Annotated in this window: 18 protein-coding genes; 10 read left to right on the top strand and 8 right to left on the bottom strand. The window is 67.3% G+C overall.

Features of this window, described 5'->3' with window-relative positions:
• Positions 1 to 23: 23 nt before the first annotated feature.
• Genes VFP86_21385 through VFP86_21365 form a run of 5 tightly spaced genes read right to left on the bottom strand, consistent with a single transcriptional unit; the run spans position 24 to position 3743 of the window.
• Complete coding sequence (locus VFP86_21385; protein ID HET9002204.1) at positions 24 to 797, bottom strand: methyltransferase domain-containing protein; 774 nt, start codon at positions 795 to 797, stop codon at positions 24 to 26.
• 7 nt (positions 798 to 804) lie between these two features.
• Positions 805 to 1638, bottom strand: coding sequence for a histidinol-phosphatase HisJ family protein (locus VFP86_21380; protein ID HET9002203.1), 834 nt, complete (start codon positions 1636 to 1638; stop codon positions 805 to 807).
• Complete coding sequence (locus VFP86_21375; protein HET9002202.1) at positions 1638 to 2390, bottom strand: glucose 1-dehydrogenase; 753 nt, start codon at positions 2388 to 2390, stop codon at positions 1638 to 1640. The genes VFP86_21380 and VFP86_21375 overlap by 1 nt, the downstream gene beginning before the upstream one ends.
• Before the next feature lie 8 nt (positions 2391 to 2398).
• Positions 2399 to 3097 carry a metallophosphoesterase family protein gene (locus VFP86_21370; GenBank protein ID HET9002201.1) on the bottom strand — a complete coding sequence of 233 codons (699 nt, stop codon included), beginning with the start codon at positions 3095 to 3097 and terminating at the stop codon, positions 2399 to 2401.
• Between the two features lie 10 nt (positions 3098 to 3107).
• The gene (locus VFP86_21365) at positions 3108 to 3743 is read right to left on the bottom strand and encodes a CoA pyrophosphatase (GenBank protein HET9002200.1); all 636 of its coding nucleotides are present in this window, start codon (positions 3741 to 3743) and stop codon (positions 3108 to 3110) included.
• Between the two features lie 105 nt (positions 3744 to 3848).
• Here VFP86_21365 and thyX point away from each other — a divergent pair, with 105 nt between their 5' ends.
• Both thyX and VFP86_21355 read left to right on the top strand, forming a co-directional pair.
• The gene (gene thyX, locus VFP86_21360; protein ID HET9002199.1) at positions 3849 to 4700 is read left to right on the top strand and encodes an FAD-dependent thymidylate synthase; all 852 of its coding nucleotides are present in this window, start codon (positions 3849 to 3851) and stop codon (positions 4698 to 4700) included.
• Positions 4701 to 4759: 59 nt separating this feature from the next.
• Positions 4760 to 5053, top strand: coding sequence for a ferredoxin family protein (locus tag VFP86_21355; GenBank protein ID HET9002198.1), 294 nt, complete (start codon positions 4760 to 4762; stop codon positions 5051 to 5053).
• Positions 5054 to 5092: 39 nt separating this feature from the next.
• On the opposite strand, the gene VFP86_21350 is transcribed toward VFP86_21355, so the two are convergent.
• Positions 5093 to 6184 carry a GntG family PLP-dependent aldolase gene (locus VFP86_21350; GenBank protein ID HET9002197.1) on the bottom strand — a complete coding sequence of 364 codons (1092 nt, stop codon included), beginning with the start codon at positions 6182 to 6184 and terminating at the stop codon, positions 5093 to 5095.
• 169 nt (positions 6185 to 6353) lie between these two features.
• Between VFP86_21350 and VFP86_21345 the strand changes: the two genes are divergently transcribed.
• The 3 genes from VFP86_21345 (at position 6354) to VFP86_21335 (ending at position 8688) form a co-directional block, all read left to right on the top strand.
• Positions 6354 to 6989, top strand: a complete 636-nt coding sequence (locus VFP86_21345; GenBank protein ID HET9002196.1) for a metalloregulator ArsR/SmtB family transcription factor — start codon at positions 6354 to 6356, stop codon at positions 6987 to 6989.
• A 74-nt stretch (positions 6990 to 7063) separates the two neighbouring features.
• Entirely contained in the window at positions 7064 to 7744 is a 681-nt protein-coding gene (locus tag VFP86_21340) for a metal-dependent hydrolase (protein HET9002195.1), read from the top strand.
• Positions 7741 to 8688, top strand: a complete 948-nt coding sequence (locus VFP86_21335) for a threonine/serine dehydratase (protein ID HET9002194.1) — start codon at positions 7741 to 7743, stop codon at positions 8686 to 8688. Before VFP86_21340 ends, VFP86_21335 begins: the two co-directional genes overlap by 4 nt.
• 3 nt (positions 8689 to 8691) lie before the next feature.
• Here the strand turns inward: VFP86_21335 and VFP86_21330 are convergent, their stop codons facing one another.
• Entirely contained in the window at positions 8692 to 9351 is a 660-nt protein-coding gene (locus VFP86_21330) for a type II CAAX endopeptidase family protein (protein ID HET9002193.1), read from the bottom strand.
• A 57-nt stretch (positions 9352 to 9408) separates the two neighbouring features.
• Here VFP86_21330 and VFP86_21325 point away from each other — a divergent pair, with 57 nt between their 5' ends.
• Positions 9409 to 10101, top strand: a complete 693-nt coding sequence (locus VFP86_21325) for a chlorite dismutase family protein (protein ID HET9002192.1) — start codon at positions 9409 to 9411, stop codon at positions 10099 to 10101.
• A gap of 29 nt (positions 10102 to 10130) precedes the next feature.
• On the opposite strand, the gene VFP86_21320 is transcribed toward VFP86_21325, so the two are convergent.
• Positions 10131 to 10568, bottom strand: a complete 438-nt coding sequence (locus VFP86_21320) for a hypothetical protein (GenBank protein ID HET9002191.1) — start codon at positions 10566 to 10568, stop codon at positions 10131 to 10133.
• Between the two features lie 104 nt (positions 10569 to 10672).
• Between VFP86_21320 and VFP86_21315 the strand changes: the two genes are divergently transcribed.
• The 4 genes from VFP86_21315 to VFP86_21300 form a co-directional block, all read left to right on the top strand.
• Positions 10673 to 13063 carry a DEAD/DEAH box helicase gene (locus VFP86_21315; GenBank protein HET9002190.1) on the top strand — a complete coding sequence of 797 codons (2391 nt, stop codon included), beginning with the start codon at positions 10673 to 10675 and terminating at the stop codon, positions 13061 to 13063.
• Positions 13064 to 13150: 87 nt separating this feature from the next.
• Positions 13151 to 14365, top strand: a complete 1215-nt coding sequence (locus tag VFP86_21310) for a CoA transferase (GenBank protein ID HET9002189.1) — start codon at positions 13151 to 13153, stop codon at positions 14363 to 14365.
• Between the two features lie 34 nt (positions 14366 to 14399).
• Complete coding sequence (locus VFP86_21305) at positions 14400 to 15242, top strand: fumarate hydratase (protein HET9002188.1); 843 nt, start codon at positions 14400 to 14402, stop codon at positions 15240 to 15242.
• Positions 15239 to 15739, top strand: a 501-nt coding sequence (locus VFP86_21300; protein HET9002187.1) for a FumA C-terminus/TtdB family hydratase beta subunit, incomplete at its 3' end; no start/stop codon positions are given. The genes VFP86_21305 and VFP86_21300, both read left to right, overlap by 4 nt.

Here is a 15739-nt window from a genome sequence, read left to right as displayed (position 1 = left end):
TTCAAATTATAGCACCGGGAGGGTCATCGCTTCACGGCGAGGAGGGTCATCCAGTCGTGGCGGAAGGTGACCGCCGAACCGGCGAGGACCGGGGCCATCCCCGCCAGGTCGCCCGGCTGGGACGCGAGCAGCATCGCCCGGACCCGCGCCGCCGCCTCGGGGGACGTTCCCGCGAGCCGGCACCACTCCTCGAGCTCCCGCGTGAGTGACCCGGACGCGCGTCCACGAACCACCAACCCCTGGGAGGTCAACAGCTCCTCGAGGCCGGCGCTGCTCAGCTCCTCCGCGTGCGAGGGGTCTCGCAGCCGCTCGATCTCGTTCGCGAGCGCCCGCTTCGCGTCGTCCGCGGACGCCACGATGTCGGAGACCGCGATTCTCCCCCCCAGCCGGCAGACGCGCGTCATCTCGGCGACGACCCAACGCGGATCCCCGAAGTGATGGATCGCCAGGGTCGTCGTCACCACCGTGAACGCGCCGTCGCGAAACGGGAGACGCTCCCCCTCGCCGAGCACGAGGCCCAGGGGACGCCCGCCCTCGCCCAGACGCTGCTTCCGGGCGATCACGAGCATCTCGAGGGTGAGGTCGACGCCCACCGCGAAGCGGACGTGCGGGGCGACGGTCGCCAGCAGGCGCCCGGGGCCGCAGGCAACATCGAGGAGGCGATCCTCCTTCACCGGGGTCGCGAGTTGAAGCAGCGACTCCACCTGCGAGAGCCGCCTGATCGCGGTGCTCGCGGCAAACTGCTCCGCGGTCCGGCCAAAGCGCATCCGATTGAGGCGGTGGGACTCCGAGGTCATGGGTGGCTCATGCGAGCGACACCATGCGGCGGGTCCGGGCCACGAACGTCGCCACTTCAGTGTATCCCGCCTCGCGGGCGATCGCCGCCGCCCGAACGAAATCCCGCCCTACGTCTTCAGGCAGGTGCGCATCCGAGTTGATCAGGACGGGCACGCCGGCGCGGTGGATCGCCCGGAGGAACTCGGGCGCGGGATAAATCTCCCCAACCGGCTTGCGCCACCCGGCCGTGTTGATCTCCACGCAGACCCCTGCGGCGGCAAACGCCGCGGCGGCCGCAGCGTAGAGGTCCGAGATATCCTGCTGTGGACGATACCCAAAGACCTTGATCACATCCGCGTGCCCGATGATGTCGAAGAAGCCCGTCCGGGCCGCCTGCGCAATGAGCCGGAAGTATTGGCGGTACGCGTCGAGGACGTCGCGCCGCTCCCACTCCGTGATCCGCGCGGGGTCATCGAACCCCCACCAGGCCTCATTTCGGCCCTGAGGCGGAAGCCAGTGGACCGATCCGATCGTGTAGTCCCAGGGATGGAGGCTGATCGCGCGCTCGAGGTCGGCCTCGAAACCAGGAAGGTAGTCCCACTCAAGGGCGATCTTGACCGGCAGTCCGGCCTTGCGGGCCTCCTCGATCAACCGAAGGTAGCTGTCGAGCCGTTCGGTGTTCTGCGCATCCACCCACGGCATCTGCGGCGCATAGATCGCCCGGCATTCTCGGAACCGGTGGGGGTGCTCGCTGAATCCGATCTCGTGCACCCCGCGGGCCCGGGCCGTCTCAACGAACCGTCCAAGCCACTCCAGCGTCCACGGGCCGCGCTCGAGGTGCATGTGATAATCGGTCCCCATCAGCGCAGCACCACTCCCCCGTCGACGTTCAGGACGTGGCCCGTGATTGACGCGGCGGCGTCCGAGGCCAGGAACACCACCGCGTTCGCAATCGCCTCGGGCGTGCCGACCCGTTTGAGCAAGGAGACGGCCCCGAGCCGCTTGCGGGTGTCCTCGTTCCACCCCGGCCGCGATTCGATGATCCCTGGGGCGACGGCGTTGACACGAATGTGGGGCGCTAGTTCGAGCGCGAGCCGGCGGGTCAGCATGATCACCCCGGCCTTGCTCGCCGCGTACGGCGCCGAGACGTCATAGCCCGGCCGCGGAGACAAACCCCCGCCGCTCGCCAGGTTGATGATCACGCCGGACTGCTGGGCCCTCATCATCGCCGCGGCCGCTTGGGCGCACAGAAACGTCCCCTTCAGGTTCACGCCGAGCACGAGATCCCAGTGGTCCTCGGTCACGTCGAGGAGTCCGAACCGGCTAAACACCCCGGCGTTGTTGACCAGGATGTCGAGACGCCCGAAGGCGCGCTGGACTTGGGAAAACAGATCGCGCACCTCCGACGCGCTCGCGACGTCTACGGGCACCGGAACGGCGCGCACCCCGAACCTGGCCGCGTCCTCCGCCGCCTCGTGGGCGCCCCGGTCGCTCTCGTGATAGCCGAGGGCCACCGCGGCCCCCTCCTGCGCGAGCGCTTTCGAGATCGCCCGGCCGAGCCCGCGGCCGGCGCCGGTAACGAGCGCAACCTTTCCGGAGAACCGGCGGGCCACGGCCGTCTTTACCCGGAGATGCTGGCGGCGAGCAGACGCCGGGCGAAGAGAGGGCCGTCGGGGTGCGTGCTCGACACCAACTCCCTGGCAACCGCCTCGTGATCGTACGCGACGCGGACATTTTCCGCGTGCCACCGTCCCGCGTCGAGGCGCAGGACGGCAAACGCAGGCTTGGGGATACCGTCGAAGGGAAAGCCCACGCTTCCGGTGTTGACCACCAACCCACCGGCGATCTCGCGCACGTACGCCTTGTGGATGTGCCCGTACACGAGCGCGCGGGTCCGCGCCTGCTCGAACATCGTCGTAACGACCTCCGCCGGCGCGTCTGGGTTGAGCACATCCCCCACGCTCGTGGGGGTGGCGTGGACGACGACAAGGGGCGGCCCCCCGGATGGCTCGATTCGGTGCGCCATCGGGAGTCGCCTGATGTACTCTTCGTGGCGCGGCTCCACCTGCCGGCGCGCCCAAGCCGCCACGCTTCCCCCGCCCTGCTCGATCCCGCCGATCCACACGTCGGTATTGCCGAGCACAGTGGGGTATCCTCGCTGCATCAGCAGGTCCAGCGCCTCACGAGGACGCGGGCCTCCGAACGCGAGATCGCCCCCGTTGATCACGTGATCGAACGGACCACGGACCTCGAGCTCCGCCAGCACCGCCTCGAGCGCCCGCAGGTTACCGTGCACGTCTGAAAATACCGCGACCCGCATCGGGACCTCCCTATTGACCGCGGCCCGCCGGACGGTCGCGGCCTGACGGGAGCGCCATGTGGAATACCGCCCCGAGAAACTGGGTGATGACCCGGGCGGTCGCGCCCCATACGACGTCGCCGTTGACCGAGAAAAAATACACCGTCCGGGCAACACCGTCGTGATCCCATCGTTCTCCGCGCAGATTCCGCGGGTCGAGCAGGATCCGGACCGGGACCTCGAGGACCCGATGCACCTCGGCCGCGCTGACCCGGAGTGGGTACGGGTGCGGGATGCTTCCGACAAACGGGGTGAGGCGGAATCCGGAGACGACGGTCTCTTCCTCGTCGAGCGCCCCCAAGATGGCCACATCCCGCGCGCGCACGCCGATCTCCTCTGAGGTCTCCCGCAGCGCGGCGTCGAGCGGCGACTCGCCGGGCTCGACGACTCCGCCCGGCAGGGAGATCTGACCTTTGTGCCGCTCGACCGTCTGACTCCGCTGGGTGAGCACGAACGCCGCCTCGCCATTCGCCTGAGTCAGCAGTAGCAGCACGGCGGCGCGGCGGATTCCGGGTGGCAAGGGGCGCAGCCCGCCGTGTCCGGCCAGCGCGGCCCGCACCCGCACCTGCAACGCCTCGGGGCGGGTCAGCAATTCTTCCACGTTCACCGACACGATCTCCTCAAAACGTTGTAATGATACCATACAGAAGGGTGGACGAGACCGATCAGCGAATACACACCGGACCCCCAGACCGCCCTCGGAGGACCGCCTATGTCCGACCCGCTCGCAAGCCCCAGCACGATGCGCGGGCGGGCAGTCGGCGCCGTGTCGCTTCCAAACGGGCGTGAGATCGCGATCTACGCGGTGCGCCCGGTCGTGACCCTGCTGGCGGCCACGCCTGACGCAGATCGCCTCGCCGCGATGGCCGCGCGCCAGTGCTACAGCGCCGGCAGTATCCTCGACCTCCCGCAGCCCCTCTCGCTCGCGCAGACGGCACACCTCGTCAACCGCGTCGTCTCGGCCGGACACACGAGTTGCGTCGAGCACAACCAGTTCGTCTTCGGCGTCCGCGGCATCTCGCGCAGTTGCTCCCACCAGCTGGTGCGGCACCGGGTCGGGTGGTCGTACGAACAGCAGAGCCAGCGGTACGTCGACTTCTCGACCCAGGACTTCGTCGAAATCATCGTGCCGCCGACGATCCTCCGGATCCCTGAGATGCTCCAGTCGTTTCTCGAACCGGTCAAGGCCGCCGTCCGAGCGTACTTTCTGATGCGGGATGACCGCGTCCATCAGGAGGACGCCCGTTACTTGTTCAACAACGCGTTCGAGACGAAGCTGATCGTCTCCGCAAACGCCCGCGCGCTGCTGCACTTCTTCGAGCTCCGGACGTGCAACCTGGCCCAGTGGGAGATCCGCTGGCTCGCGCACCTGATGCGGGCCGAACTCCAGCCTGTCGCCCCCGAGATCTTCAAGTTCGCGGGACCGACGTGCATGACCCAGAAAATCTGCTGGGAGGGGGCGCGCGGCGCCAAATGCCCGCGCCTCGCCGCTACCGGGGCCGCGCTCAAGGACCGGACACCCGCGATGCTGGCCGCCCAGACAGAGAGGACATCTCCGGTATAGTCGGGTATTGGGGGAGTAGGGTATACTGTTCGTGAGGGACCGAGAGGGGGCCGTGGAGCATGACCTACACGATCACGGAGCCGTGCATCAACGTCAAGGACCGCTCGTGCGTCGAGGTGTGTCCGGTCGACTGCATCCATCCGAAGACCGACGAGGATGGGGGCGAGGTCATGCTCTACATCCACCCGGATGAGTGCATCGATTGCGGTGCGTGCGAGTCGGTCTGCCCGGTGACGGCGATCTTCGCTGAAGCGGACGTGCCGGAGCAATGGAAAGGGTTTACGGAGATGAATGCCGATTACTTCAAACTGAGCAAAGACGAGTTCCAGGCCAAGTACGGCCGCGCGCCCTAACCTCCTCCGCGCGCGGACCGGCGTCGGAACCCTCGGCGGCTACTCAGCCCCGGGGGTTCCCGCTTTCCCCCTCTCGGCCTGTCCCCGCGAGGGGACCTTGCCCAATACCGCCTGGGCGACCTCCACGGCCCGCTCCACATCGGACTGCGAGACGTCGAGGTGGGTCACCGCCCGGATCAATGTTCGCCCGGTCGCCCCCATCCGCACGTTGTGGGCACGCAAGCGCTCAACCGCTTCCTTGGCAGTGATGCCGAGGCCCGCGACATCGAAGAATACGATGTTTGTCTCGACATGCTCCACCTCGATGCGAATTCCAGCGATCTCTGACAGCCCCCGGGCCAGAATTTTTGCGTTCGTGTGATCTTCGGCGAGGCGATCGATGTTGTGATCGAACGCGTACAGGCCGGCGGCGGCGATGATCCCGGCCTGCCGCATCGCGCCGCCGAACATGTGCTTGTAGCGCCGCGCTTCCGCGATGAACGTACGGTCGCCGGACACGAGCGCCCCCACCGGGCACCCGAGCCCCTTCGTCAAGCACAGCGTGACCGAATCGAACCCGCCGGTATGCTCGGGGGCCGGCACCTCTGAGGCCGCGACGGCGTTCATCAACCGGGCGCCGTCCATGTGGGTGCGCATGCCATGTCGGCGGGCGACCTCGACCACCGCTCTGAGCCGCTCTTGCGGCCACACCGTCCCTCCGCCGAGGTTCGAGGTCTGCTCGACCGACAGAAGCCGCGGCCGCGCGTAGTGGGGGCCCTCCCGTCCGATCGCCGCTTCGAGTTGGTCTGCGGTGAACACCCCCCGCGTCCCCCTGAGGGTGTGGGACATCACCCCTGAGAGAACAGCAGGGCCGCCCGCCTCGGACGTGTAGATGTGGGCGGTCTCATCCAGGATCACTTTATCGCCCGGCCGGGTGTGCACCTTGACCGCGATTTCGTTCGCCATTGTGGCGGACGGGACATACAGCGCGGCTTCCTTCCCCAAGAGGGCCGCCGCCCTTTCCTCGAGCGCGTTGACCGATGGGTCCTCCTGCCGCTGCTCATCCCCGACGGGCGCCTGCGCCATGAACGTACGCATCGCCGCCGATGGTCGGGTCGCCGTATCGCTGATCAGGTCGATAATCGTCGCCATGCGGCCTCCATAGATCCCTTCGTTGCGGGGCGGTGAGGGATTCTCTTCCCACGCCTGGCAGCCCTTTCTGATACGAACATACGTTTGCTATTATTTGGGGTGGACAAACCTCCAGCTAGCCCTGGCGCACGCCCCAGCCTCTGGTAAAATTATTGCAGAGGGGTGTGCGATGACGTCGACCCGCCGTGAGATCCTCTCACTGATCAAGCGCCGTGGGCCCATGACCGTTCAGGAGTTGAGCCACACCCTCCAGATTACACCGATGGGGGTGCGACAGCACCTGGCGATTCTCGAACGGGACGGATGCGTCCAGTCCAACGGCATTCGCCGCGGCCAAGGGCGCCCGAGCCGGCTCTATGAGATCAGCCCTGAGGGGGACAAGCTGTTCCCGCGGACCTACGAGCAACTCGCCCAGTCGTTGCTCGATGACCTCCGCTCGGTCGAGGGCGAGGAAAAGCTCGACGAGCTCTTCGAGCACCGGCGAAAGCGGCTTCTGGAACAATATCGGTCGCGGATGGCGGGCAAGGAGTTTCGGGAGAAGATCGCGGTCCTCACCAAGGCGCGCGAGGAAGAGGGGTATCTCGCCGAGCATGAGCAGCTCGGCCGGGACCGGTTCGTCCTCATCGAGCACAACTGCCCCATCCGAGCCATTGCCGAGGCGCATCCCCAGGTTTGCCGGTGCGAGATGGCGCTGTTCGCCGAGGCGTTGGATACCGAAGTGGTGCGGACCGATCACATCCTGAACGGCGCCCCCCACTGCCGGTACGTCATCACGCGGCCCCGAGAGACCAGCGCCAAGCCGTAGGCCGGCGAAGGAATTCGTTGTCCCTCTAGCGGATCAAGTCTCCGCTGCGTCAAACCATACCTAGGAGGGTCACCATGGCCACGCTCACCTACTATGGCCATTCCACGTGGACGCTTGAGACGAAAGGGACCACGATCCTGATCGACCCGTTCTTCACCGGGAACCCCCAGGCTTCGGTCACGGGCGGCGATGTCCGGGCCAACTTCATCATCCTGACCCATGCGCATGGCGATCATTATGGCGACAGCGTCGAGATCGCCAAGCGCACGGGGGCGACCCTGATCTCGAACTTCGAGATCGTCAACTACTGTCAGAAGCAGGGGGTCGCAAACGCCCACCCCCTCCACCTCGGGGGCGGCCATGCGTTCCCGTTCGGCCGGGTCAAGCTGACGGTCGCCCATCACGGTTCCTCGTTTCCCGACGGGACGTATGGGGGGAATCCCGCAGGCGTGGTCATCGAGTTCGAGGGCAAGCGGCTCTACGATGCCGGGGACACGGCGCTGTTTTCCGACATGACCCTGATCGGCCAGCCGGGATTGGACGTCGCGCTTCTCCCAATCGGCGACAATTTCACGATGGGCCCCGAGGACGCGGCGGCAGCGGCCAAGTTCCTGCGCGCCCGGACGGTCATCCCCGAGCACTACAACACCTGGCCGGTCATCGCGCAGGATCCGGAGGCGTTCAAGCGCAAGGTCGAGGGATCGACCGAGTCAAAAGTGGTCATCCTCACGTCCGGCGGTACCTTCACGGTGTGACCACCCTCGAAGACATCCGGCGCGCGCGCGCGGCGATCGCGGGCCGGCTGCACCGCACGCCACTCGTACGCAGCACCGCCCTCGGAAGGTTGCTGGACGCCCGCCTGTGGTTGAAGGCCGAGTGCCTTCAGAAGACGGGATCCTTCAAGGTGCGCGGCGTCCTCAACAAGCTCGCGGCCCTGTCCGATGAAGAGAAGCGGCGCGGGCTGATCACCGTCTCGGCGGGGAACCACGGGCAGGCGGTCGCCTACGGGGCCGCGGCCGAAGGTCTCGACTGCGTCGTGGTCATGCCCTCGTATGCGAGCCCGGCCAAGATCGCTGCCTGCCGGGGCTACGGGGCCGAGGTGCTGGTGGACGGGGACGTCCACGAGGCGTTCGAGAAAACCCGCGAACTCGAAGAGACGCGCGGCCTCACCCTGCTTCATCCCTATGACGACCCGCTCATCATCGCGGGTCAGGGCACGATCGGGCTGGAGATCTTTGAGGACCTTCCCGGCGTGCATACCGTCCTCGTGCCCATCGGTGGGGGCGGGCTCATCTCCGGGATCGCCGCGGCGCTCAAGCTCAGCCGGCCCGACATCCGGGTGATCGGAGTCGAGCCCGAGGGCGCCCCGACCCTGTCCCGCGCCCTCGAACAGGGGGCGCCGGTCCGCCTCGACTCTGTGGACACCATCGCCGACGGGCTGACCGGGCCAATCGCCGGCGACCTGACGCTGGCCGCGGTGCAGCAGTTCGTGGATGATGTCGTGCTCGTCTCGGACGCCGAAATCCGGGACGCGATGCGGCTCCTCTTGGAACGGACTAAGCTGCTGGCGGAACCCGCCGGGGCCGCCGCCACGGCCGCGCTGCTCGCGCGTCGGGTGACCCCGGCGCCCGATTCAGAGGTCGTGGCGCTCCTCAGCGGCGGCAACATCGACCGCGAGCGACTCAAGGCCCTCCTGTAGAGGTTATTGAAACGGGAGGACGAGAAACACGGTCAGATCCCAGACGATGTGAGACACCACGAGCGGTGCGAGCCGCCCGATGCGAAGATAGAGCAGTCCCCAGAACCCTCCCGCGGCCAGCGCGGCGACGATCAGCATTGGATTTGCCGCAACGATATGCACGCCGCCGTAGACCCCGGTGGCCAACGCCCAGCCGAGCCCCGGGCCCAACCGCCGCACCAACCCCCACTGGACCAGGCCTCGCCAGAAGAGTTCCTCCCCGGGGGCGATGACGCAGATCAGCAGGACCGCAATGAGCCACCACGGCGCCTGCGACCGCAGCACGTACACGCTGCCGATCTGGGTAGACGCGACCGGGACAAGACGGCCCACGGCGATCCGCCCAAGGGCGAAGACCGCATACAGCACCGCGGCGGCCACCACGCCGATCGGGAGGTCGCGTCGATACATGCCTTCCTCCAGAGGGAACGGCCCGCGGATCCGGAGGGCCAGGAGGCCCAGCGCGCCGACGCCCGCGCCCATGAGGAGCCAGAAGTTGGCTGGCCGCCACGCAAAGATGACGACCCAGACCGCGGTCGCCAGCAGAATCGCCCAGATCACCGTCCCCGCGGCGGCGTCACCGATCGTGGGCCGCGCAGGAACCGTCCTCGCGTGAGCAGGCATTGTCCCCATCTGTGACCGCGGGTGTAGTCCCCCGGCACGTTCTGTTAGAATGGTACCATGAAGGGTGGACACGCAAGCGAATCACAGGACTTCGTGCACTACGCTTTTTACAAGTGCCGGCCGGAGTGGCGTCTGCTGACCGAGGGCGCGAAGGAGGAAGGCATCGCGGAGTTCCTCGACGCCGTGGACCGGTTCAAGGACGCGATCATGATGGAAACGTATTCGACCCTGGGGCTGCGCGCGGATACCGATTTCCTGATTTGGAAAGTCTGCCCAGAACTGCCGCCCATCCAGGAGATGTCCGCGTCCGTCAACCGGACCGGGCTGGGACGGCACCTCGACCTCAGCACCTCGCTCCTCGCGCTGACACGGAAGTCTGTCTATACCCGGGCGGAGCCCCTCGAATCGACCTTCAAAGTGGATCCCGGCGAGGGCACATACCTCTTCGTCTATCCGTTTGTGAAGACTCGGGCCTGGTACGCCCTCCCGCTGAGCGAACGGCGGCGCATGATGGCCGATCACATTCGAGTCGGGCACGAGTTCCCCGACGTGCAGCTGCACACCGCGTACTCCTTTGGCCTCGACGACCAGGAGTTTGTCGTGTCGTTCTTGACCGACCACCCCAAGCGGTTCCAAACGTTGGTGATGAAACTGCGGGAAACGGAAGCCAGCGCGTATACCCTGCGCGATACACCGATCTTCACGTGCGTGAAGCGCCCGCTCGGGGAGATTCTGAAGTCGCTCGGATAACGGAGATGCGGCGCCGGGCCGCGCAGTCGTTAGCGCTCGTTCCAGAGCGTCTGCGGGCGGAGATTCCGGGAGATTCCCAACTGCTGGGCCATCATCGTCGTCCACGCCAGGAATCCGTCGATCATCGTCAACGCTTCGTCTTCCACCTCATCGGGATCGAGCTCCGATTGCTGGGCGTTTCCCAGCAGGTCCCCGATGCCGTTGCAGAAGGTGCCGACGTCCTCGAGCAGTTCCGACGCCACGCGACGGGCGCCCAGCCCGATGACCTGAGAGCGGCTGGTGCGGGATCGCAGCCGCTGGTTCTGCGACGTGGACCACTCCACGAGCTCCTCAAGCGCGTACACGGCCTCCCCGGGTCCGCGCTCCATCACCAAGGTGACAAACCCCTGACATGCCCGCCAGACTTGACGGATGAGGCCCGCAAGAAAACGCTTCTCCTCCGCCGTCAGCCCTTTGCTCTGTTTCAACGGATCCGCTCCGGTTCATTGGCGTGCGCTCGCCCCACGGGACGGCGCCGTGGCCGGGTGGTTCGACGGGACCGGACCTGCATCCTCCGGCTCCCGAAACATTTGTGAAGCGGTCGAAAGCGGGACCCGGACTCGCTGAGCTGCTTCGCGGCGTCGGAGAGGCTCCGGTTCTCCCGTTCGCGCCGGCCCCGTTCCAGGTGAGCGCCCTCGACGCGCTCGAGCAGGGTGACGTGCTGGTGTCCGCCCCCACAGGAAGCGGCAAGACGTGGATCGCGGAACAGGAGATCGCCCGCCTCCTCCGCGACGGATCAGCGGAGCCTCGGGCTGGGGCGGGCCGGGTGTGGTACACGGCGCCACTCAAAGCGCTCTCCAACCAGAAGTTCCGGCGCTTCCAACGGTTGTACGGCGAGGAAGCCGTGGGACTGCTCACGGGAGAGCGCCGGGTCAACGCGCGCGCTCCGGTCCTCGTGGCGACGACGGAGATTCTCCGCAACGCGCTGTACGATGCGGCGGCGCTCAGGTCCAATCCCGCCGCGGTCATCGTGCTCGACGAAGCCCACTATCTGGCCGACCCGGAACGGGGCACTGCCTGGGAGGAAATCTTGCTGCTGGCCTCCTCGGAGACCCGACTGTTATTGCTGTCGGCGACCATCCCCAACGCGGCCGACCTCGCGGCCTGGCTCGATGAGGTGCGCGGCCGCAAGCCGGCCGTCGTCACGCTCGAGACGCGCCCGGTCCCGCTCCAATACCTCCTCGCGGACGGAGCCGGACGCCTGCTCCCGCCGGATCCCAACGCGGTGAGCACGCGGAGCCGAAATCTTCAATGGCTTCGGACGGCGGCCGACGCGCTGGAGCATCGCCGGCTGACCCCGGCGATCTTGTTCTTCCCCAGCCGGCGCGAGTGTGATGAGGCGGCGAGGCTCCTCGGCCATCATCCCGCGCCCGACGAAGCGCGTCGCGCGGAGCGTCTTCAAGAATGGATTGAACAGGTGCCGCAGCTGGCCCATCATCCGCTGCTCGCACCACTCCGGCGGGCTGGTGTCGCCCCACATCACGCCGGCCACCTCACGGCCTGGCGGATGTGTGTCGAGGAGATGCTGGAGGCTGGACTCGTTCGCCTCGTCTGCGCCACGACCACGCTCGCCGCCGGGCTCGACGTCCCCGCGCGCACGGTGTTGCTCTCGACACTGTATCGCAACGGGCCCGCGGGTCCGGAGGCGCTCACGCCGACCGAGTTCCATCAGATGACCGGCCGGGCAGGACGACGGGGTCGAGACACGCTGGGGATCGCGGTGATCGCGGTGGAAAACGCGTCGGAGGCGGACGAAGGTCTGGCGCTCGCTGATGCGGCGCCGGACCCTGTGGTCTCCGCGTTTACACCGTCGGACGCCCAGGTGCTGAACTTACTCGCGCGGGCGCCGCTTTTGGAGGCGGAAGCAATTGTCCGGCGGTCATTTGCCGCGTATGAACGTCGCTCCCAGATCGCGGCCGCGCGCAATCGCCTCGAGTCCCTCCCTTTCGATCCGCTAACGACCCGGCCGTGCGGGGACCGCCTTGCGACCCGGGACCGGTTCGACCGCCTCCTCCACGATCTTCGACTGGCGCGGCACAAGGGCTCCAAGGCGGGGCGCGCGGATGCCGCGGGGTCGAGCCCGGACGTCACGGAACTTGGGCGCGCCGTGGTGGAGATGCCCTGCACAGGCTGCCCGATGGTCGAGCGCTGTCTGGCCACGATCAAGGACCTACGCGTCGTCGAACGCAGGCGGCGTGTCCTCGCAACGGCGCTGGCTGAGTTGGAAGATCAGGAGACCCGGATCTTCAGAAGCCGCGCCGCCGTTCTCGGAGAGTTCGGCTACCTCGATACCGAGTGGCGCCTCACGCCATTGGGCCGGATCGCCGCGCGGATCCGCCACCCACGGATGCTGGTGCTGGCGGAAGCGATCCGATCCCGGATTCTCCCGACAGACCCCGCGGCGCTTGCCGCTGCGGCCGCGGCGCTCGGCACGGAGCGAGTGGGCCCTCCACTCCGCCGGGGCGGATCGCACGACCGGCACGGTCGCCACCGCTGGCGAATCGATGGCCGGAGCCGGTGGAACGAGGCGGCCCCTCAGGACTCCCTGCTGGGGACGGCGCTTCCCCCCGCGGCTGCCCACCAGGCTCGGAGAGCGATTGTCGCGCTTAGGGGGATCGTGGCCAGGATCAACAAGCGATTCAGCGCCGCCGGATTGCCTGAGGACCCGGTCGTGCGAGAGTTTGACCCGGTAGGGGGCGGCCCGGCGCCGGCATTCCAGCGGGCGGCCGTGGTCGGGGCATGGGCCGCGGGTCGACCGTGGGAAGATGTGGTGAGGCGGCATCGCATTCCCGAGGGAGATCTACAGCGACTGATCTGGCAGGCTGCCGAGATCCTGGCGCACATCGAGGGGCTCCCGAACGGTGTACTTCCCGAGGCCGCCCGCGCAGCGCGCGAGACGATGCTGAGGACCCCGGTGCTGTAGGGGAGGGACACCACCGCGCGTGCGGGAATCACAACTTCGCGCGTAGCCAGCCCGACCGCCACGGGAGCCGTTATCCGAGCGAAGATCATGCCGACACCCAACGACCCGACCGCCACCGGTCCCCTGACCGGCCTCACCGTAGTGGATCTCTCCACGATCATCTCGGGGGGAACCGCGACCTCGATGCTCGCCGATTTGGGGGCGCTTGTGATCAAGGTGGAGCATCCAAAGGGCGGCGATCCGCTGCGCTCATGGGGGCCGTTCGTCTCAGGACAGTCCGTGTGGTGGAAGGTCGTCTCCCGAAACAAGAAGTCGGTCACCCTGAACCTCAGCCAACCTCGCGGACAACAACTCCTCTTCGACCTCGCCCAACACGCGGATGTGCTCGTTGAGAACTTTCGCCCCGGCACGCTCGAACGGTGGGGGCTTGCCCCCGCGGCGCTGCTCGCACGAAACGCCGCGCTGGTGATCTTGAGGATCTCGGGATTCGGGCAGACGGGTCCGTACCGGCACCGATCGGGGTTCGGCACCGTCGCGGAGGCGATGAGCGGGTTTGTGACGCTGAATGGATTCCCTGATTCCCCTCCGCTGCTGCCTCCGATGCCGCTCGCCGATGAGATCGCCGGCCTCACAGGTGCCCTCAGCGTCGTCGCGGCGGTCCACCACCGCGCGGCATCGGGGCGGGGCCAGGTGATCGACGTCAGCCTCTACGAGCCCCTGTTCCGGCTTCTCGTTCCCTACGTCACCCAGTACAGCGCGCTCGGCCTTCTCGCGGAGCGCGCAGGCAACTCCTTCTCCGACGCCGCGCCCCGCAATCTCTACCGATCGGGAGACGGCACATGGATCGCCCTCTCGGCCACCAGTCAGCGCGTCTTCGAACGGCTCGCCGCGTCCATCGGCCGTCCCGACATGCTCGAAGACGATCGATTCAAGGACAACACCGCGAGGATCCAGCACCGCGAAGCGCTGGACGCGATCATCAGCGCGTGGATGGGGGCGCGGGGACAGGAGGAGATCCTCGATCGGCTCGAGGAGAGCGGTGCGGTGGCCGGTCCTGTCTACGATGTGCCTCGCATCCTAGACGATCCCCAGTACGCCGCGCGTCAGGACGTCATCGCGGTGCAGGATCCAGACCTGGGGGAGATCCGGATGGTGGGTGTCGTCCCGAAGTTTTCCAAGACCCCGGGTGCAGTGACCCATGCCGGCCCGAGGCTCGGCGAGCACAACCACGAGATCCTGTGCCGGTGGCTGGGGCTCGACGATGCGGCGCTCCAACGCCTTGCCGAGGAGGGAGTCGTCTAGCGGGCGTCCCTGGTGCCCGCGCGACCGTCGACCGGTGCGAACGCTCAACGCAGCTACGATCACCGAGGCGGTCCGCGATCTCTCCATCCGGATCAACCACCAGATGGGTTCGGACATGCTGGCCGCCCTCGAGCGCGCGCGGGCGATCGAGGAGTCTGAGATTGGGCGCTCGGTCCTCGACCGTTTGCTCGAGAACGCACGCGTCGCCCGCAAAGACTGGTTCCCGATCTGCCAGGACACCGGGACGGCGGTCATCTTTGCGGATCTGGGCCAGGACCTGCACGTGACCAATGGAGATTTGGAGGGCGCCATCAATGAGGGGGTGCGGCAGGGGTACCGCGACGGATATCTGCGCGCATCGATCGTCCGGGGACCGCTCGATCGTGTAAACACGCAGGACAACACACCGGCGACCGTCTACTATCGGATTATCCCGGGAGACCGGCTTGAACTCGCCATGCTCGCCAAGGGGGCCGGCTGCGACAACATGAGCCGGCTCGCGATGCTGACACCTTCGGAAGGATATGCGGGGGCCGCGGAGTTCGTGACTCGGTGCATTTCCGAGGCGGGCCCCAATCCGAGCCCGCCGCTGATCGTGGGCGTTGGACTTGGCGGGACATTCGAGCGGGCCGCCCTCTTGAGCAAGCGCGCGCTCCTGAGAACGGTGGGACAGCCCCATCCCGAGCCGAGCCTCGCCGAACTGGAGGCCGACCTCCTTCGCCGAATCAACGACCTCGGGATCGGCCCGGCGGGATTCGGCGGGCGGGTCACCGCGCTCGCCGTCCACGTCGAGGTCCATCCCACGCACATTGCCAGCCTGCCCGTCGCGATAAATCTCGACTGTCACTCCCATCGTTCAGGTCGCGTGGTGTTGTGACGCCCATCGTTCTCCGTACGCCATTCGGGGCAACCGATGCGGCACGCCTCCGTGCTGGCGACGAAGTGCTTCTCTCGGGGGTGGTCTATACCGCGCGCGACGCAGCGCACGAGCGGCTGGCTCGGCTGCTCGAGAACGGGAAGGCGCTCCCGGTGGACCTCCGGGATCAGGTCATCTATTACTGTGGTCCCACGCCCGCCCGGCCCGGACGGCCCATCGGGTCGGCAGGGCCTACGACGGCCTCCCGGATGGACGCCTATACGCCCGCGCTGATCGCTTATGGGATCCGCGGCATGATCGGCAAGGGCCGGCGCTCCCAAGAGGTCCGCGAGGCCATCAAGAGGTTCCAGGCAGTTTACTTCGGCGCCGTCGAGGGGACCGCGGCGCTGCTCGGCGAACGTGTCCGCGAAGCCCAGGTCGTCGCGTTCCCCGACCTCGGCGCGGAGGCAATTCACCGCCTAGTGGTCGAGGACTTCCCCGTAATGGTCGTCAACGAC

It is taken from the genome of bacterium (assembly GCA_035703895.1).
Classification (GTDB): Bacteria; Sysuimicrobiota; Sysuimicrobiia; order Sysuimicrobiales; family Segetimicrobiaceae; genus Segetimicrobium.
Note: the sequence above shows the minus strand (reverse complement) of the source record. Positions and strands in the feature narration are given on the sequence as shown.